The sequence below is a fragment of the Alloalcanivorax marinus genome (genome assembly GCF_016906305.1).
GTDB lineage: Bacteria > Pseudomonadota > Gammaproteobacteria > Pseudomonadales > Alcanivoracaceae > Alloalcanivorax > Alloalcanivorax marinus.
Genome location: NZ_JADDOL010000015.1, coordinates 92,056 through 109,633, shown reverse-complemented (window position 1 = coordinate 109,633; position 17,578 = coordinate 92,056). Strand labels below are relative to the sequence as shown.

Annotated in this window: 17 protein-coding genes; 7 read left to right on the top strand and 10 right to left on the bottom strand. The window is 65.6% G+C overall.

Annotated features, from left to right (window positions below; genetic code table 11):
* Nucleotides 1-86: 86 nt before the first annotated feature.
* From IM760_RS13355 to tkt, 9 genes are all read right to left on the bottom strand, one after another.
* Entirely contained in the window at nt 87-422 is a 336-nt protein-coding gene (locus tag IM760_RS13355; protein WP_204430141.1) for a hypothetical protein, read from the bottom strand.
* Between the two features lie 262 nt (nt 423-684).
* Nucleotides 685-984 carry a hypothetical protein gene (locus IM760_RS13350; RefSeq protein ID WP_204430139.1) on the bottom strand — a complete coding sequence of 100 codons (300 nt, stop codon included), beginning with the start codon at nt 982-984 and terminating at the stop codon, nt 685-687.
* Between the two features lie 22 nt (nt 985-1,006).
* Complete coding sequence (locus IM760_RS13345) at nt 1,007-1,960, bottom strand: alpha/beta hydrolase (protein ID WP_204430137.1); 954 nt, start codon at nt 1,958-1,960, stop codon at nt 1,007-1,009.
* A gap of 172 nt (nt 1,961-2,132) precedes the next feature.
* Nucleotides 2,133-2,531, bottom strand: coding sequence for a hypothetical protein (locus IM760_RS13340; protein WP_204430135.1), 399 nt, complete (start codon nt 2,529-2,531; stop codon nt 2,133-2,135).
* 162 nt (nt 2,532-2,693) lie between these two features.
* Nucleotides 2,694-3,329, bottom strand: a complete 636-nt coding sequence (locus IM760_RS13335) for a TetR/AcrR family transcriptional regulator (protein WP_204430134.1) — start codon at nt 3,327-3,329, stop codon at nt 2,694-2,696.
* Nucleotides 3,330-3,442: 113 nt separating this feature from the next.
* Complete coding sequence (gene fba, locus IM760_RS13330; protein WP_204430133.1) at nt 3,443-4,507, bottom strand: class II fructose-bisphosphate aldolase; 1,065 nt, start codon at nt 4,505-4,507, stop codon at nt 3,443-3,445.
* 136 nt (nt 4,508-4,643) lie between these two features.
* On the bottom strand, nt 4,644-5,807 hold the full coding sequence (locus IM760_RS13325) for a phosphoglycerate kinase (RefSeq protein WP_204430132.1): 1,164 nt from the start codon (nt 5,805-5,807) through the stop codon (nt 4,644-4,646).
* Nucleotides 5,808-5,911: 104 nt separating this feature from the next.
* Nucleotides 5,912-6,937, bottom strand: a complete 1,026-nt coding sequence (locus IM760_RS13320) for a type I glyceraldehyde-3-phosphate dehydrogenase (RefSeq protein ID WP_338021401.1) — start codon at nt 6,935-6,937, stop codon at nt 5,912-5,914.
* Between the two features lie 26 nt (nt 6,938-6,963).
* Nucleotides 6,964-8,970, bottom strand: a complete 2,007-nt coding sequence (gene tkt / locus IM760_RS13315) for a transketolase (RefSeq protein WP_204430130.1) — start codon at nt 8,968-8,970, stop codon at nt 6,964-6,966.
* 169 nt (nt 8,971-9,139) lie between these two features.
* Here tkt and IM760_RS13310 point away from each other — a divergent pair, with 169 nt between their 5' ends.
* From IM760_RS13310 to IM760_RS13280, 7 genes are all read left to right on the top strand, one after another.
* Complete coding sequence (locus IM760_RS13310) at nt 9,140-10,123, top strand: ArsR/SmtB family transcription factor (RefSeq protein ID WP_204430129.1); 984 nt, start codon at nt 9,140-9,142, stop codon at nt 10,121-10,123.
* 152 nt (nt 10,124-10,275) lie between these two features.
* Nucleotides 10,276-11,424, top strand: a complete 1,149-nt coding sequence (metK, locus tag IM760_RS13305; protein ID WP_204430126.1) for a methionine adenosyltransferase — start codon at nt 10,276-10,278, stop codon at nt 11,422-11,424.
* A gap of 81 nt (nt 11,425-11,505) precedes the next feature.
* A complete protein-coding gene (locus IM760_RS13300) occupies nt 11,506-11,850 on the top strand; it encodes a four helix bundle protein (protein WP_204430125.1) in 345 nt (114 codons plus the stop codon).
* A 56-nt stretch (nt 11,851-11,906) separates the two neighbouring features.
* Nucleotides 11,907-13,295 (top strand): adenosylhomocysteinase, encoded by a 1,389-nt coding sequence (gene ahcY, locus IM760_RS13295; RefSeq protein ID WP_204430123.1) that lies wholly within the window; start codon nt 11,907-11,909, stop codon nt 13,293-13,295.
* Between the two features lie 93 nt (nt 13,296-13,388).
* Nucleotides 13,389-14,216 (top strand): methylenetetrahydrofolate reductase [NAD(P)H], encoded by an 828-nt coding sequence (gene metF, locus IM760_RS13290; RefSeq protein ID WP_204430122.1) that lies wholly within the window; start codon nt 13,389-13,391, stop codon nt 14,214-14,216.
* A 103-nt stretch (nt 14,217-14,319) separates the two neighbouring features.
* Entirely contained in the window at nt 14,320-15,264 is a 945-nt protein-coding gene (locus IM760_RS13285) for a DegV family protein (protein ID WP_204430121.1), read from the top strand.
* Between the two features lie 74 nt (nt 15,265-15,338).
* Nucleotides 15,339-16,232, top strand: coding sequence for an alpha/beta hydrolase (locus tag IM760_RS13280; protein WP_204430120.1), 894 nt, complete (start codon nt 15,339-15,341; stop codon nt 16,230-16,232).
* Between the two features lie 207 nt (nt 16,233-16,439).
* Here the strand turns inward: IM760_RS13280 and IM760_RS13275 are convergent, their stop codons facing one another.
* Nucleotides 16,440-17,471: an AraC family transcriptional regulator gene (locus IM760_RS13275; RefSeq protein ID WP_204430119.1), complete on the bottom strand. Its 1,032-nt coding sequence runs from the start codon at nt 17,469-17,471 to the stop codon at nt 16,440-16,442.
* Between the last annotated feature and the right edge of the window lie 107 nt (nt 17,472-17,578).

Genomic DNA, 17,578 nt, shown 5'->3' with positions numbered 1-17,578 from the left:
CCGGGTGGTTCAGGCTTTTTCTTTATGTCCCTTCAACTGTGGGACAGCAGTGCCCCGCGGGGCCCCTTTCAGGTGGAGAAGAAAGGTTATTTCTTCTCGTTCTGCATGGTTTTGCGATATTCCTCGCTGATGTGCTCCTGGGAGTCGATGTTCTTGCGCTCTTCCAGGTGCTGGCGGGCCTCGTTCTGCATGCCGGAACCCTTGCGCTCGGCGGCCTCACGCTCGTTTTCCATGGCCTTGCGGTACTCCTCGCTGATGTTTTCCTGCGAGTCGATGTTCTTGCGCTCCTGGCGGTATTCCGGATCGCCCGCCTTGTTCATTTCCTCGGCCTGGCGCTCATTCTCCATGGCCTTCTGGTATTCCTTGCTGATGTGTTCCTGGCGGTCGATGTTGGTGTTCTGCGCCAGAGCGGCCGGTGCCATCAGCGCACCGGAAACGGACAAGATAGCGGATACAAGCAAAGTCTTTTTCATGGTCCTCTCCTTAGCCTCGGCTTTCAGAAGCCTGAATAGTTCCTTCCGATATTCCGAAGGCGGTTCGTCGTTCCCTCGGCTACTGCACGGCGGTGTCACGATGTTTGTCGTGCCCGGTTCAGTATAAGTGACCGGGCCATGACAATGTATCGCATAACATGGTGCGGAATACGCAATTTTTAAGTGAAAGCGGGCTCCCGGCCCACCGAAATTAATGTTCTTTTACAGAGCCCGGGGCAGCAAACGGCCGCTGTGACTGTTCGCGAAGCCGGTCGTTGCGCTGGCGGGCGTCCTGATCGATGCGGTCGATGCGCTCGCGCATGATCTGGCGGTGCTCCCGGGTCTGGTCGCGGGTGCGCTCGCGCAGGTCCTCCACCCGCTCCCGATCGAACTGCTGGCGCTGGCGCACATTGTCGTCGAGGGCGTCGTCGGCGACGGCCAGGGCCGGCGCCCACAGCGTGAAGGCGGCCAGCAAGGCGGCGGCCAGGGCGGTTCCGGTGATGGTTTTCATGGCGCTCCCTCCCGTGGGCGGTTCAGCCCAGGTAACGGTCGATGATGGCGAAAATCTTGCGCCGGAATTCATCCCGCTCGTTGGCCAGATGGTGACGCGCGCCGGGCAGCATATGAATGTCCGGGTCCTCGAATTTGGCACGGATCACCTTCAGGTTATAGCGCCAGTCCACGGTTTCGTCCTGGTCGCCCTGAATCACCACCGGGGAAATCTTGACCCGGTCCGCCGCTTCGAAGCCGGGCAGCCAGCGCTTCAGCGCGGTGACCCAGAGCGCCGGCAAGCGCCGGTCCTGCAATGGATCCTTGTTCTCCAGGAAATCGAGGAAATCCGGATCGCCGGAGTTGACCGTGAACACCCGCTTGATGGAGCGCGCGAAGGGCTTCACCAGGGTGTGCAGCCAGCGGGCGGTGCCCCATTTGAACGGCCGCACCAAGGGCGCCAGCAGAATGATGTTGGCGAACGGATTGTCGTCCCGGTCGAACCCGTGGTGGACCAGGTAATCCATGACGATGGCCCCGCCGGTGCTCTGCCCGATCACGTTCCAGGGACGGGGAAAGTGGTTGGCCGCCAGGGACAGGCACTGCTCCAGCACCTCCCGGTAGATGCGGAAGTCGTCGATGGCGGCGCGTGGGCCGGAACTCAGGCCGTGCCCCGGCAGGTCGTAGGCCAGCACCGCGTAGCCCAGTTGCAGCACATGGCCGATCACGTGGCGGTACAGGCCCACGTGGTCGAAGTAGCCGTGGCAGATCAGCACCGTGCCGCGCGGCGCCGGCGGCCGCCAGGCGTGCACGCTGATGGTATGGCCGGCGGCCTCGAAGTAACCGAACCCGTGCTGCAGTTCCGGCAGGCGGGCGTCGAAATCGATGCCGTAATAGCGGGCATAGCGCCGCGAACTTTCATCCAGGGGGTCGAAGGCTTCCCAGTTAAGGGGCTGCCAGTGCTGCAGGATTTCGTCGCGGGTAAAAGGAAACGGCATGGTGGCTTCAGTCAATCCATCGGACCCTGATCATAGGCGCACGACGCCTGGAAGAAAAAGGGCGGCCCGTGATTCATAAAAAAAGCCCCGGCGGGGGGCCGGGGCGAGGGGGGGGGTAAAACCCGGAGGCGCAATCCGCCTCGAAGTCGCAATTCGAATCAGCGCACTCGAATCAGCTTTGACCGAACAGCACCCGCTGGATGTGATCCTGGTTGTCCAGGCTGCGGCGCTCATCCAGGTAGTCGGCGCGGGTGCCTTCCGGGTTGCCTTCCGCTTTCACCACGGCCTGCTGGGCCTGAAGGTCGCGGTAGGCGTCAACGATGGCGGCACCCTGGTCCAGGTCCTGGCGCTCGGCCAGGTAATCGCGGCCCTGGCCCTGGGTGTGGCCCTGGATCTGACTATTGGCGCGGGCCTGTTCGCCCTGGGCTATGGCCTGCCGGGCGATGGCCTGGATGTGCGCCGGGCTGTCCAGGTTCTGGCGCTGGGCCAGGTAGTCGTTGGCCTGGGCGAAGCTCAGGGGGGCGGCGCTCAGGGCGGCAACGGCGAACGGAATCATCAGTGCTTTCTTCATGGTCCTTACCTCGCAAATTCGGGAGTTTCCCTTCGCGTGGCGGGACCGCTCTGTGTCTGGCCTCCCACGCTTGATGGTGCCAGTATGGTTACAAGTTACAGTTCTGTCAACTTATAACCTTCGAGGTAAAAACTATCGCCGCCATAGCCGCCCGGTATCGGCTCAGGGCGCCAGGCTGCGCAGGATCAGATTGGTGACCGCGGACAGTTTGGCTTCCATCTCGTCGGTGTTGCCGAGCCGGCTCAGCAGCACCGGGTGGGCGTAGGCGGCGGCGGTGACGCGGATCGCGGTGCACACTTCGTCGAGGGGGGTCTTGCGTTCGAACTCACCGCTTTCGCGACCATCGGACACGATGCGCTGAATGGCGTCGTACACCACCTGGTTGTGCTCCTCGGTGACCGCCCACTGGTTTTCAATGGACACCACCACGATGTCGTGCAGGCGCCGCTCCTTCAGGAACAGCCGCAGACCCTCCTGCAGCAGCGTCTGCAGCAGATCACGGAGCCGCCGGGTGGCGGGCTGGTCGCGCTCCACCACCGCGCGCAGGGCGTCGTCCATGGACGCCAGGGCACGGGCGCACACCGCCTCGCCAATGGCCTGCTTGGAGTTGAAGAACTTGTACAGATAGGCCCCCGACACGCCGATCTCCCGGGCGATGTCGGTGACCGAGGTCTTGCGGTAACCGTGTGCCTTGAACAGGTCGTCGGCCACCGCCAGGATCTGCTCGCGGCGTTCGTGGTCCACGGGGCCGCGCTGGCCGGGGGTGTCGGCGCCGGCTTTGTCCGTCGTTCCGCTCATGCTGTTACTCCTGGGGTCCGCCGTGGTCGGGGGCAAAGAGTTACAGATCAGCGGAGTAATAACAAGACCGGGCCGGCGGTAGCCGGCCCGGTCTTGTCGGGTGGGGCGGGGATTTACTTGACGCGGGGGTCCAGTTCGCCGGTTTCGTAGCGCTGGAACATCTCTTCCAGATTGATCGGCTTGATCTTGTCCGCGTTGCCGGCGGTGCCAAAGGCCTCGTAACGGGCCACGCAGATGTCGCGCATGGCGGCCACCGATTCCTTCAGGTATTTGCGCGGGTCGAACTCGGCGGTGTTGTTGGCCAGGAAGCGGCGGATGGCGCCGGTGGAGGCCAACCGCAGGTCGGTGTCGATGTTGACCTTGCGCACGCCGTGCTTGATGCCTTCCTGGATCTCTTCCACGGGCACGCCGTAGGTTTCCGGGATCTCGCCGCCGTACTCGTTGATGATCTTCAGCCAGTCCTGGGGCACCGAGGACGAGCCGTGCATCACCAGGTGGGTGTCCGGGATGCGCGCGTGGATCGCCTTGATCTGCTCGATGGCGAGGATGTCGCCGGTGGGCGGCCGGGTAAACTTGTAGGCGCCGTGGCTGGTGCCGATGGCGATGGCCAGGGCGTCCACCTTGGTAGCCTTGACGAACTCCGCCGCTTCTTCCGGGTCGGTGAGCATCTGTTCGTGGGTCAGGGTGCCGGAGGCGCCGATGCCGTCTTCCTCACCGGCCTGGCCGGATTCCAGGGAGCCCAGACAGCCCAGCTCGCCTTCCACGGACACGCCGCAGGCGTGCGCCATTTCCACGGTGCGGCGGGTCACTTCCACGTTGTAGTCGTACTCGGTGGGGGTTTTGCCGTCCTCGCCCAGGGAGCCGTCCATCATCACCGAGGAGAAGCCCAGCTGGATGGAGCGCTGACACACCGAGGGGCTGGTGCCGTGGTCCTGGTGCATCACCACTGGAATATGCGGAAACTCCTCCACGGCGGCCAGGATCAGATGGCGCAGGAAAGGCGCGCCGGCGTATTTGCGGGCGCCGGCGCTGGCCTGCACGATCACCGGGGAATTGGTCTGGTCGGCGGCCTCCATGATGGCGCGCATCTGTTCCAGGTTGTTCACGTTGAACGCCGGCACGCCGTAGCCTCGCTCGGCGGCGTGGTCCAGCAATTGACGCATGCTGATCAGTGCCATGGTGTTTTCCCTCCGATTAACCGTTTGCGGTGGTACGCACCGCTTTGACTGCGTCCATTACGTTGTCGCTTGCACGCGTCACGCTTCACGCCGGCACGCTTTGCGTGGTGCGTGTTAGCGTGGTGCGTGCAAGCGTCTAGTCTTTCGCCCGTTCCTCGAGGACCGCCACCGCCGGCAGGGTCTTGCCTTCCACGAATTCCAGGAAGGCGCCGCCGCCGGTGGAGATGTAGCTGATGCGGTCGGCGATGCCGTACTTGTCCACCGCCGCCAGGGTATCGCCGCCGCCGGCGATGGAAAACGCCTCGCTGTCGGCGATGGCTTCCGCCAGTTCCTTGGTGCCTTCACCGAACTGGTCGAATTCGAACACGCCCACCGGGCCGTTCCAGACGATGGTGCGGGCTTCCTTCATCAGGGCCGCGAACACATGGGCGGTCTGCGGGCCCACGTCCAGAATCAGGTCGTCGTCGGCCACCTCGTTCACCGCCTTGGTGGTGGCTTCGGCGGATTCCGCGAATTCCTTGGCCACCACCACATCCACCGGCAGCGGAATGTGGACCTTCTCGGCCAGCTTTTTCGCCGCCGGGATCAGGTCGTGCTCGCACAGCGACTTGCCCACCGGATGGCCGGCGGCGGCCAGGAAGGTGTTGGCGATGCCGCCGCCGACGATCAACTGGTCCACCTTGTCAGCCAGGGCGTCCAGCACCTCCAGCTTGGTGGACACCTTGGAGCCGCCAACGATGGCCACCAGCGGCTTGGCCGGTTCCAGCAGCGCCTTGCTGAGCGCGTCCAGCTCATTGGCCAGCAGCGGGCCGGCCGCGGCCACCGGCGCGAACCGGGCCACGCCGTGGGTGGAGGCCTGGGCGCGGTGGGCGGTGCCGAAGGCGTCCATCACGTAGACGTCGCACAGGGCGGCCATCTTTTTGGCCAGCGCCTCGTCGTCCTTCTTCTCGCCCTTGATAAAGCGCACGTTCTCGCACAGCACCACCTGGCCCGGCTCCACGTCCACGCCGTCGAGCCAGTCCTTGACCAGGGGCACCGGGCGGCCCAGCAGTTCGCTCAGGTGCTCGGCCACCGGCTTCAGCGAGTACTGCTCTTCGTACTCACCCTCGGTGGGGCGGCCCAGGTGGGAGAGCAGCATGACCCGGGCGCCGGCGTTCAGCGCCTGCTCGATGGTCGGCAACGAGGCGCGGATGCGGGCATCGCTGGTCACCTTGCCGTCCTTGACCGGCACGTTCAGGTCTTCGCGGATCAGCACCCGTTTCCCTTGCAGATCCAGGTCGGTCATGCGTTTGAAATTCATGATTCCTCTTACCTCGTTGGAAAAACGCTGGCACGCTCCACGTAACACGCTTGCACGCTTGCACGCCAAAACTTTACCCGTGCCACCGGCGGCGCTCCCGCGTGTCAGCGTGAAGCGTGTTGCGTGCCAGCGGCAATATAAGCCACCCAATCGAGCAGGCGGTTGGCGTACCCCCACTCGTTGTCGTACCAAGCCACCACCTGCACCATGTCGCCCTGCACCCGGGTCTGGGTGGCGTCGATCACGGCGGATTCCGGCCGATGGTTGAAGTCCACGCTGACCAGCGGCTCGTCATTGTAACCAATCAGTTCCGGTTGTTCCTGGGACAGGCCCCGCAGCCAGGGGTTCAGGTCGCCGGGGGTCGGGGTGCGCTCCAGCAGCAGGGTCAGCTCCACCATCGCCACGTTGAGCGTGGGCACGCGAATGGAGTGACCGTCGATGCGGCCCGCCAGCGCCGGCAGCACCGCCTGCACCGCCTTGATGGCGCTGCTGGTGGTGGGAATGATGTTCTGCGCCCCGGCCCGGCCCCGGCGCGGGTCCCGGTGCACGTGGTCGAGCAGGGTCTGGTCCGAGGTATAGGCGTGGATTTCCTTCATCAGCGCCTGGCGCACGCCGAACTCCCGGTCCAGGGCCGCCAGCAACGGCGCGACGCAATGGGTGGTGCAGGAGGCCGCCGACAGCACCCGGCTGCCCTGGTCCAGGTCCCGGTGATTGACGCCGTAGACGATGGTCTGGTCGGCCCGGTCGAAGGGCACCGCGCCGATGATCACCCGGCCGGCGCCGGCGCTCAGGTGGCGGCCGGCGTCGGCATGGCCACGGAAATGGCCGGAGCATTCCAGCACCAGGTCCACGCCCAGCTCGCCCCAGGGCAGGTCTTCCGGGCGCCTCTCGCTGAACAGCCGGGGCGCCTGCCCGCCGATGCGCAGGCAGCCGTCCTCCAGGGTCACCGGCGCCGCCAGGCGACCGTGGGTGGTGTCATAGCGGGTCAGGTACAGCAGGTCCTCGGCGCGGCCCGGGTCGTTGATCGCCACCAGGCGAAACGGCGGCCGCTCGCCGGCGGCCTCGCGCTCGGCCAGGGCACGCACGAACGACCGGCCGATACGGCCGTAGCCGTTGATTGCCACGTTGATCATGGGCCCCGCCTCCGCGGTGCGGTTCAGAGGAGACTGTCCACCGCCTGCTGCACGGCCTCGGCGGTGATGTTGAAGTGCTTGTAGAGGTCACCGGCGGGCGCCGAGGCGCCGTAGCCGTGCATGCCGACCACCTTGCCGTCCAGGCCCACGAAGCGGTACCAGTAATCGACGATGGCCGCTTCCACCGCCACCCGGGCACGCACCGCGGAGGGCAGCACCTGCTCCTGGTAGTCGGCGCTTTGCGACAGGAAGGCGTCGACGCTGGGCATGGACACCACCCGCACGTTACGGCCCTGCTCGCCGAGAGCGCGGGCGGCGTCCACCGCCAGCTCCACCTCGGAGCCGGTGGCGATGATGATCGCCTCCGGCTGGCCCTCGCCGGTCTGCAGCAGGGTATAGCCGCCCTTGGCCACATTGCCGAGCACGGCATCGTCGCGCTCCTGGCAGGGCAGGCCCTGGCGGGAGAAGATCAGCGCCGTGGGGCCGTCGTCACGCTGGATGGCGTGTTTCCAGGCCACCGCGGTTTCCACCGTGTCGCAGGGCCGCCAGGTGCTCAGGTTCGGCGTCATGCGCAGGTTGGCGATCTGCTCGATGGGCTGGTGGGTGGGGCCGTCCTCGCCCAGGCCGATGGAGTCGTGGGTGTAGACCAGAATGTTCGGCTGGTGCATCAGCGCCGCCATGCGCACCGCGTTGCGAGCGTATTCCATGAAGGTCAGGAAGGTGCCGCCATAGGGGCGCACGCCGCCGTGCAGGCACAGGCCGTTCATGATCGCGGTCATGCCGAACTCGCGCACGCCGTAATGGATATAGTTGCCGTTGGCGTCACCGGCGGTGATCGATTTACAGCCTTTCCACACGGTGTTGTTGGAACCGCCCAGGTCGGCGGAGCCGCCGGTCAGTTCCGGCAGACCGGGGCCGTAGGCGTTGAGGGCCTGTTCGCTGGCCTTGCGGGTGGCCACCTTGTCCATGGCCTGCTGGCATTGGGCGATGAAATCGTCGGCCTGCTGCTCGAAGGTGGCCGGCAGCTCACCGGCCAGGCGGCGCAGGAACTCGTCGGCCAGCTCCGGGTGCTCGGCGCGGTAGGCCTCGAAGCGGGCCTGCCAGTCGGCCTCCGCCTGGGCGCCGGCGGCGCGGGCATTCCAGGCCTGGTAGATATCGTCCGGCACCTCGAAGGGGCCGTGGTGCCAGCCCAGGGCATCCCGGGTCAAGGTGATTTCCTCTTCGCCCAGGGCGGCGCCGTGGGACTCTTCCTTGCCCTGCTTGTTGGGGCTGCCGAAGCCGATCACGGTTTTGCAGCAGATCAGGGTCGGCTGATCGCTCTTCTTCAGCGCGTTCTCCACCGCCAGTTTCACTTCCTGGGGGCTGTGGCCGTCCACATTGGGGATCACGTGCCAGCCGTAGGCCCGGAAGCGGGCCACGGTATCGTCGGTGAACCAGCCTTCCACCTCGCCGTCGATGGAGATGCCGTTGTCGTCGTAGAAGGCCACCAGCTTGCCCAGGCCCAGGGTGCCGGCCAGGGACGCCGCTTCGTGGGAGATGCCCTCCATCATGCAACCGTCACCCAGGAAGCAGAAGGTGTTGTGATCGACGATCTCATGGCCGTCGCGGTTGAACTGGGCGGCCAGCATCTTTTCCGCCAGGGCCATGCCCACGGCGTTGGCGAAGCCCTGGCCCAGCGGGCCGGTGGTGGTCTCGATGCCCGGCGCGTCGCCGTATTCCGGGTGGCCGGCGGTGGGGCTGCCGAGCTGACGGAAATTCTTGATGTCGTCCAGACTGACGTCGTAACCGGTCAGGTGCAGCAGGCTGTAGAGCAGCATGGAGCCGTGGCCGTTGGACAGCACGAAGCGGTCCCGGTCGGCCCACTGCGGGTTGGCCGGGTTGTGCTTCAGGAACCCGCGCCAGAGGACCTCGGCGATGTCCGCCATACCCATGGGCGCACCGGGGTGGCCACTGTTGGCTTTCTGAACCGCGTCCATGCTGAGGGCACGGATGGCGTTGGCGAGATCACGGGCAGCGGGAGCAGAGGACATGCACGTCTCCTGGATGATTTTTGAACAGCGCTGGGAAAAGGGGGCGCTATTGTCGCCGAAGCCCGGGATGGGGGCAAACCCTGGCCGTTCCAGGCGGCCCTCACGCTGCGACCATACCTATATCAATAAACTTTGATGCAGACTTCCGCTTCCATTAGACTCGCGCTTTATGACCACCGATGCGGCACCGCTGGAACAGCCCCTGGACACCCTGGCCGCCTTCCTCAAGGCGGCCGGCGATCCGTTGCGTCTGGAGGTGCTGCGAGTGCTGGGGCAGAACAGCTTCGGCGTGCTGGAGCTGGGCGAGATCATGGCCATCAAGCAGTCCGGCATGAGCCATCACCTCAAGGTGCTGGCCCAGGCCGGGCTGGTGGAGAAGCGTCGCGAGGGCAACTCGATTTTCTACCGGCGGCGGCTGCCGCCGCCCCAGGCGCCCACCGAAAAGCTGCACGGCGCCTTGTTCGAGGAGTTGGACGAGACGCTGCTGGATACCGGCACCGCCGAGCGACTGGCCGGGGTGCAGGCCCAGCGGGCGGCGCAGAGCCGGGCGTTTTTCGCCCGCCACGCGGACGATCTGCCGCGTCAGCAGGAGCTGATCGCCGACTACGATCAGTACGCCGAGCAGGCCTGCGAGCTGCTCGACCGGGCCCTGGCCGGCGCTCCGGCGCGGCGCGCCCTGGAGATCGGCCCCGGCGACGGCCGCTTTCTGACACCGCTGGCGGCCCGTTTCGAGCAGGTGCTGGCGCTGGACAACAGCGAGGCCATGCTGGCCCTGGCCCGGCGCCGGGTGCGCGAGGCGCAATTGGACAATGTGACCCTGGTGGCCGGCGAGTGGCCCCAGGACGGCGAGCGCCTACCGGCGGTGGACGCGGTGGTACTCAATATGGTGCTGCACCACCTGCCCTCGCCGGCCAGCGCCCTCAAGGCGGCGGCGACTCAGCTGAACGAGGGCGGCGTGCTGGTGGTCACTGATTTATGCCGTCACGATCAACGCTGGGCGGTGGACGCCTGCGGCGATTTCTGGCTCGGCTTCGACGAAGCCGATCTGGTGGCCTGGGCCGGCCGGGCCGGTCTGAGCCTGCGCGAGAGCCTGTTTCTGGCCATGCGCAATGGTTTTCAGGTGCAGGTAAGAAGTTTTGAAAAGAGCAGTTGAAAGTTACAAGTTAAAAGTTAAAACGCGAGCGACGCCTTGCCAGCCCTGTGCCGTGCCCGCGCTCGAAGCCGCCCTTTCAACTTTTAACTTTCAACTTGCAACTCGTGGCCACAAGGTCAAAAACGCTCAATCGAATCACGGGAGACCCCTTTATGAGTGAGTATTCCATCTTTACCTCCGAGTCGGTCTCCGAAGGCCATCCGGACAAAATGGCCGACCAGATCTCGGACGCGGTGCTGGACGCCATCATCGCCGACGACCCCCACGCCCGCGTGGCGGTGGAAACGCTGGTCAAAACCGGCATGGCGATCGTCGCCGGCGAAGTCCGGACCAACACCTATGTGGAACTGGAAGACATCGTCCGCAAGGTGATCCTGGACATCGGCTACGACAGCTCCGACGTGGGCTTCGACGGCGCCAGCTGCGCGGTGCTCAACGGCATCGGCAAACAGTCCGCGGACATCGCCATGGGCGTGGACGAAGCGGACAACAAGGAACAGGGCGCCGGGGACCAGGGCCTGATGTTCGGCTACGCCACCGACGAGACCGACACCCTGATGCCGGCTCCGATCTATTTCTCCCACCGGCTGGTGGAACGCCAGGCGGAGCTGCGCAAGAACGGCCGCCTCAACTGGCTGCGCCCGGACGCCAAGAGCCAGGTCACCCTGCGCTACGAAAACGGCAAGCCGGTGGCGGTGGAAGCGGTGGTGCTGTCCACCCAGCATTCCCCGGACATCAAGCTGCCTGAGCTGCGTGAAGCGGTGATGGAAGAGATCATCAAACCGGTGCTGCCCGCCGAGTGGCTGCACGACAAGACGCTCTACCACATCAACCCCACCGGCAATTTCGTGATCGGCGGCCCGATGGGCGACTGCGGTCTCACCGGCCGCAAGATCATCGTCGACACCTACGGCGGCATGGCCCGCCACGGCGGCGGCGCCTTCTCCGGCAAGGACCCCTCCAAGGTGGACCGCTCCGCGGCCTACGCCGGCCGCTACGTGGCCAAGAACATCGTCGCCGCCGGCCTGGCCAGCAAGTGCGAAATCCAGGTGAGCTATGCCATCGGCGTGGCCGAACCCACTTCCATTTCGGTGAACACCTTCGGCACCGGCAAGCTGCCCGACGACCAGATCGCCGCCCTGGTGCGTGAGCACTTCGACCTGCGCCCGCGCGGCATCATCGAGATGCTCGACCTGCGCCGGCCGATCTACCGGCCCACCGCCAGCTACGGCCACTTCGGCCGGGAAGGCTTCAGCTGGGAAAACACCGACAAGGCCGAGGCGCTGAAGGCGGCATTGTAAACCGCTAGCACGCGACACGCGGCACGCCGCCCCTTCGGGGCGCACGCCAGAAAAGATCAAAACAAGGCTCAGGGAGGAGCCATGCATCGACGTTATAAGGAGCTTCGAGTGTGGCAATCAGCCATTACGCTGGTTCTGGCCACTCACGAGATCACGAGAACCTTTCCTCTTGAGGAAAGATTCGTACTGACTCAACAAATGCAGCGCGCCGCGCTGAGCATCCCTTCCAATATCGCGGAAGGGTATGGACGGGGAAGTGATGCGGATCTGCGTCGCTTTCTCCATATCGCCAGAGGTTCGCTTTTCGAACTGGAAACGCAGGCTCTGATTGCTTCAGAGCTCGGGTATCTCGATATCAGCTTACTTCGAGAGCCCATCGACAAGGTGTTTGCTCAACTCGCGGCATTGATCCGCCGGTTAAGCTGACGATGTTTTTATTAGCGTGATGCGTGCAAGCGTGTTGCGTGCAAGCGGAGAAAGCAATGAACGCAAAAGCAGACGCGTTGCAGGACTACAAAGTCGCGGACATTTCCCTGGCCAAATGGGGCCGTTCGGAAATCGAGATCGCGGAAACCGAAATGCCGGCGCTGATGGCGATCCGGGAAAAATACCGCGCCGAGCAGCCGCTGAAAGGCGCCCGCATCATCGGCTGCATCCACATGACCATCCAGACCGCGGTGCTGATCGAAACCCTCAAGGCGCTGGGCGCGGAAGTGCGCTGGTCCTCCTGCAACATCTTCTCCACCCAGGACCATGCCGCCGCCGCCATCGCCGCCGCCGGCGTGCCGGTGTTCGCCTGGAAGGGCGAGACCGAGGAAGAGTACATGTGGTGCATCGAGCAGACCTGCCGCGACGGCGACGGCAAGCTGTGGGACGCCAACATGATCCTGGACGACGGCGGCGACCTGACCGCCTACATCCACGACACCTACCCGGAAATGCTGGACAACATCCACGGCATCACCGAGGAAACCACCACCGGCGTGCACCGTCTCTACGACATGCTCAAGAAAGGCACCCTGAAAGTGCCGGCGGTGAACGTGAACGACTCGGTCACCAAGAGCAAGAACGACAACAAGTACGGTTGCCGTCACTCGCTCAACGACGCCATCAAACGCGCCACCGACCACCTGCTGTCCGGCAAGAAAGCGCTGGTGGTGGGCTACGGCGACGTGGGCAAGGGTTCCGCCCAGTCCCTGCGCCAGGAAGGCATGATCGTGAAGATCACCGAGATCGATCCGATCTGCGCCATGCAAGCCTGCATGGACGGCTTCGAGGTGGTGAGCGCCTACAAGGACGGCATCAATGATGGCAGCGAAGCGTCCATCGACAAGGTGCTGCTGGGCAACACCGACCTGCTGGTGACCACCACCGGCAACCTGAACGTGTGCGACGCCAATATGCTCAAGGCGCTGAAAAAAGGCGCCGTGGTCTGCAACATCGGCCACTTCGACAACGAAGTGGACACCGCCTTCATGCGCAAGACCTGGGAATGGGAAGAGGTGAAACCGCAGGTGCATAAAGTGTGGCGCGACAAGAAGAACGCCGACTTCCTGCTGCTGCTCTCCGAGGGCCGCCTGGTCAACCTGGGCAACGCCACCGGCCACCCCAGCCGCATCATGGACGGCTCCTTCGCCAACCAGGTGCTGGCGCAGATGTACCTGTTCGATCAGGGCTTCGCCGGCCATTCCGACACGGTGAAGGAAAAGATGCTCAAGGTGGAAGTGCTGCCCAAGCATCTCGACGAGGAAGTGGCCAAGTACATGGTGCAGGGCTTCGGTGGCGTGATCACCAAACTGACCCAGGACCAGGCCGACTACATCGGCGTGGGCACCGACGGCCCGTTCAAGCCCGACCACTACAAATACTAACGCTTGCACGCGCCACGCTGACACGCCTACACGCCAACAGAGCGTGCCAGCGTGTTGCGTGCTGGCGTGCACGCCTCGCGAAGCGAGTCTTCTATGAAACGCATCAGCTTCGAATTCTTTCCGCCCAAAACCGAACAGGGCCGGGAGAAACTGCTGAACACCCAGCAAAAACTGCTGGTCAAGAAACCGGAGTTCTTTTCCTGCACCTTCGGCGCCGGCGGCTCCACCCGGGATTACACCAAACAGATGGTGGACCTGCTGCGCGAGCAGCACCCGGACACCGCCCCGCACCTGAGCTGCATCGGCCAGAGCCGTGACGAGATCATGGAACTGGTGAACGGCTACAAGGAAAAGGGCGTGACCCGCATCGTCGCCCTGCGCGGCGACCTGCCCTCCGGCATGGGCTACGCGCAAAGCGAAGTGAAGTACGCCGACGACCTGGTGGCGCTGATCCGCGCCGAGACCGGCGATCACTTTCATCTGGAAGTGGCCGCCTACCCGGAGAACCATCCGCAGTCGCGCAGCTTCGGCGACGACATCGACCACTTCAAACGAAAAGTGGCGGCCGGCGCCGACAGCGGCATCACCCAGTATTTCTACAACGCCGACGCCTACGGCTATTACATGGACGAGCTGCGTCGGCGCGGCTGTGACGCGCCGGTCTACCCGGGCATCATGCCGATCCTCAACGTGGCCAACCTGTTCCGCTTTTCGGACAACTGCGGCGCCGACATTCCACGCTGGCTGCGCGGCCGCCTCACCGACCTGCAGGACGACGAAGCGGCGGTGAAGGCGTTCGGCGAGGAAGTGGTCACCCGCCTGTGCGAGCGGCTGCTGGCCATGGGCGCGCCGGGCCTGCACTTCTACACCATGAACCAGGCCACGCCGATCCTGCGCGTGCTCGACAACCTGGGTCTTTGATCTCCGACGGCGCGCTTCGGCGCGCCGTGCGTTTGCCGCAAGTCAGTTGCAGCCCCCCGGTTTTTGGTTAGACTCAATTCAAACACCTCGGGGGATAATAACGATGCGAATCGGCCTGGTGGTGGACTCCGGCTGCGACCTGCCCAAGTCCTTTATCGACGAATACGGTTTGTTGGTATTGCCGGTCTCGATCCGGCTGGGCGATCAGGTGATCGTCGACGACCGGGACCCACAGCGCACCCGCCAGTTCTATGCCACCGAAGTGGCGGAAAAAGCCCACGACGCCGAATCCGTGCCGTTCACCATGGAGCAGATCAAGGCGCTTTTCCTGGAGCGGGTGGTGCTGGATTTCGACTACGCCCTGGTGCAGACCGTGCCGAAAAGCCGCAGCCCGATTTTCGCCAACGCCACCGAGGCGTCCCACGCCATCCTCCGCGAGTACAAGCCGATCCGCAAACGCGCCGGCGTGGAAGGCCCGTTCGCCCTGCGCGTCACCGACAGCCAGACGCTGTTCGCCGGCCAGGGCGCCCTGGCGGCGGAAACCGTGCGCCTGATCGAGTCCGGCATGAAGATCACCGAGATTCGCCAGAGCGTGGAGGTGCTGGCCAGCCAGGCCACCGGCTACGCGGTGGTGCCCGACATCTACTACCTGCACAAACGGGCCAAGAAGCGCGGCGACAAAAGCGTGAGCTGGGCCGGCGCCATTCTCGGCAACGCCCTGGACATCAAGCCGGTGCTGTGCGCGCGTCAGGACGAAACCTTTCCGGTGGCCAAGATGCGCGGCTTCGACGCCGGGGTGGAGGCGATCTTCCGCCACGCGGTGCGCTGCATCGAGCGCGGCCTCACCGCGCCGGTGATCTGCGTCAGCTACGCCGGCGATGAAAGCCGCATTCGCCAGATGCCCGGCTTCGACAAACTGGCGGCGGCGGCCCGCGACCACGACGTGGCGCTGCTGCTCAGCACCATGGGGCTCACCGGCGCGGTGAACATCGGCCCGGGGGCGCTCAGCCTGGGCATGATCGTGGACGACCCCACCTTCCTGGATTGACCGTCACCCGGCCTTGATCCGGGCCGGGCCAGCATGGCGTTTTGCCCACGGCCGGAAACGCCAAGGATAACGCCATGCGTCTGCTTCTCCCCGCTCTGTTGCTACTGGCTCTGGGCGGCTGTGTCCGTCATCTCGGCGCCCCCGCCGGTGAGCCGGCGGCGCTGCCCGACAGCGGCCCGATCACCGAGATCCGCGACCGCGTCTATACCCCGGACGACTGGCCCCGGGCCCTGCACGCCAGCGTCTACCGCCCCCGGGCCGAGGGCCGCTATCCGGCGGTGCTGGTGGTGCACGGCGGCGGCTGGGCGCGGCGCTCGCCGGCGGACATGGCGGACCTGTCCCGCTGGCTGGCGGAGCACGGCCTGGTGGCGGTGAACATCGAATACCGCTTTGCCCCGGCCTACACCTTTCCGGCGCAGCTGCAGGACCTGCAAATGGCCATGCGCTGGCTGCACGTGCACGCCGACGAGTACGGCATCGACCGGGCCCGGGTGGGCGCCTGGGGCTATTCCTCCGGCGCCCACCTGGTGGCGCTGCTGGCCACCGTGGCCAGCGATCCGGACAACCCGTTGAACCCGCCCTACGGCGGCCCGGTGACGCGGCCGAAGGCGGTGGTGGCCGGTGGCACGCCCAGCGACCTGCGCAAATTCAAGGGCGGCGAGCTGGTGCCGCAATTTCTGGGCGGCGAGCGCGAGGCGATCCCGGCGGTCCACGCCGACGCCTCGCCGGTGACCTCGGTGACGCCGAACACGCCGCCGGTATTTCTGTATCACGGCACCTGGGACCGCACCGTGCCGGAGGATCACGCGGTGGATTTTTATAACGCCCTGCGGGCCAACGGCGTGGACACGGAATTGTATCTGCTGAAAGGGCGGGGCCATGTGGCCACCTTCCTGTTCGGCGGCGGCGCGGAGAAGGCGGGGCTGCGGTTCCTGGAGCGCCACCTGTCGGCGCCCGGGGCGGACTGAGCGGCGATCGGTCCGGCCGCCCGCCCCGCCGCCCTCCCCCCCGGTGGGCGACGCGACGGTTAAGCGGTGCCGGCGCCGGTGACCGTCCATCAGAGAGCGTTGCTCACAACCCTTGCAGGCTCAAAAACAGTCACCGCATCATTTTGCATCAGGCGCCGGCAACGACGCTTGCCCGACCGTCCCGAATCCGTTGTCCGTGCGTCCCGATCAAAGGTGACGCAGCCAGTGATGGAAGGCGGGGCTGGCCAGCCCGGCCAGGTCGACCCCGTCGGCGGGCTGCGCCAGGGCCTGGTCGATCACGTCGCTGGGGGTCATGGCGAAGGCGCGCCGGAACAGCCGGCAGAAGTGGCTCTGGCTGTCGAACCCCCAGCGCACCGCCACGTCCACCACCTTTTCACCGGTCACCGCCGCGCGGCGCAGGTCCCGGTAGCAGCGCAGCAGACGCTGTTCGCGCACGTAGGCGGCGACGCCGCCCAGGGGTTGGAACAGGCGATAGAGCGTGGTGCGCGAGCAGCCGAACCGGCGGCACAGCCGCTCCGGCGTCAGGTCCTGGTCCAGGTGATCGCGAATCCAGGCGAGCATGGCGTCCAGGCCGGCCCGGGCCAGCGCCTCCCGGGACGCTTCCCCCGCGCCGGCGCCGGCGAAGGCTCCGGCCACCGCGCCCACCAGGGTGCGGTTGACCCCCTCCAGGTCCTCCACGGTCAGTTCGGGCAGGCTGTTCCAGACCGTGGTCAGGTGGTGGGTCAGGATGGTGGTCACCGGGCGGCCGGCGGCCAGCACCGTGCCGTGCCGGGGCGTGGCGGTGGGCACCAGGGCACGGAATACGTCCCGCGGGATCACCACCGACAGCACCTGGGAGGCCGGCGCCCGGGTCTCCAGGGCGCGCCCCAGGTCCAGCAGACCGATGTCGCCGCGCCCGACCCGCACCGGACGACCGCCGTTGTGACCGAGGTAACCGCCCTGCAGATAGAGCTGCACCAGCCAGTGGTCGCCGCCGTCGGCGGTGTCACCGGCACGGCGCTGGAAGGTGAGCGGCGAAAAGCCGCAGCGGGCCATGAACACTTCGCGCAGGTCGTAGCTTTCCACCCAGGCGTCGAACCGTTCCGGCGTGGCCGGCAGGGAATCGAACAGCGGGCGCACGCTCTCCCGCCAGACCGGAAAACGGTCCGCCTCGGGCAGCTGGTCGGCGCGAAACAGGTCGTGGGGCAAGGTAGCGGCGCGATCCGTGGGGGTCGCCATCCCGTGGTCTCCTGAAAACCCGGACATAGGCAAAAACAGGTACCACGGCGTGGGCCCGCGCACAAGTTTTGGACCGGGTTCACACTTTTTGCGTGAACCCGGCCAGG

What these genes read in the sequence shown, in the direction of transcription:
- IM760_RS13355 (WP_204430141.1), bottom strand. Translation starts at nt 422, where the DNA reads ATGGCACCGGCCGCTCTGGCGCAGAACACCAACATCGACCGCCAGGAA.
- IM760_RS13350 (WP_204430139.1), bottom strand. Translation starts at nt 984, where the DNA reads ATGAAAACCATCACCGGAACCGCCCTGGCCGCCGCCTTGCTGGCCGCC.
- IM760_RS13345 (WP_204430137.1), bottom strand. Translation starts at nt 1,960, where the DNA reads ATGCCGTTTCCTTTTACCCGCGACGAAATCCTGCAGCACTGGCAGCCC.
- IM760_RS13340 (WP_204430135.1), bottom strand. Translation starts at nt 2,531, where the DNA reads ATGAAGAAAGCACTGATGATTCCGTTCGCCGTTGCCGCCCTGAGCGCC.
- IM760_RS13335 (WP_204430134.1), bottom strand. Translation starts at nt 3,329, where the DNA reads ATGAGCGGAACGACGGACAAAGCCGGCGCCGACACCCCCGGCCAGCGC.
- fba (WP_204430133.1), bottom strand. Translation starts at nt 4,507, where the DNA reads ATGGCACTGATCAGCATGCGTCAATTGCTGGACCACGCCGCCGAGCGA.
- IM760_RS13325 (WP_204430132.1), bottom strand. Translation starts at nt 5,807, where the DNA reads ATGAATTTCAAACGCATGACCGACCTGGATCTGCAAGGGAAACGGGTG.
- tkt (WP_204430130.1), bottom strand. Translation starts at nt 8,970, where the DNA reads ATGTCCTCTGCTCCCGCTGCCCGTGATCTCGCCAACGCCATCCGTGCC.
- IM760_RS13310 (WP_204430129.1), top strand. Translation starts at nt 9,140, where the DNA reads ATGACCACCGATGCGGCACCGCTGGAACAGCCCCTGGACACCCTGGCC.
- metK (WP_204430126.1), top strand. Translation starts at nt 10,276, where the DNA reads ATGAGTGAGTATTCCATCTTTACCTCCGAGTCGGTCTCCGAAGGCCAT.
- IM760_RS13300 (WP_204430125.1), top strand. Translation starts at nt 11,506, where the DNA reads ATGCATCGACGTTATAAGGAGCTTCGAGTGTGGCAATCAGCCATTACG.
- ahcY (WP_204430123.1), top strand. Translation starts at nt 11,907, where the DNA reads ATGAACGCAAAAGCAGACGCGTTGCAGGACTACAAAGTCGCGGACATT.
- metF (WP_204430122.1), top strand. Translation starts at nt 13,389, where the DNA reads ATGAAACGCATCAGCTTCGAATTCTTTCCGCCCAAAACCGAACAGGGC.
- IM760_RS13285 (WP_204430121.1), top strand. Translation starts at nt 14,320, where the DNA reads ATGCGAATCGGCCTGGTGGTGGACTCCGGCTGCGACCTGCCCAAGTCC.
- IM760_RS13280 (WP_204430120.1), top strand. Translation starts at nt 15,339, where the DNA reads ATGCGTCTGCTTCTCCCCGCTCTGTTGCTACTGGCTCTGGGCGGCTGT.
- IM760_RS13275 (WP_204430119.1), bottom strand. Translation starts at nt 17,471, where the DNA reads ATGGCGACCCCCACGGATCGCGCCGCTACCTTGCCCCACGACCTGTTT.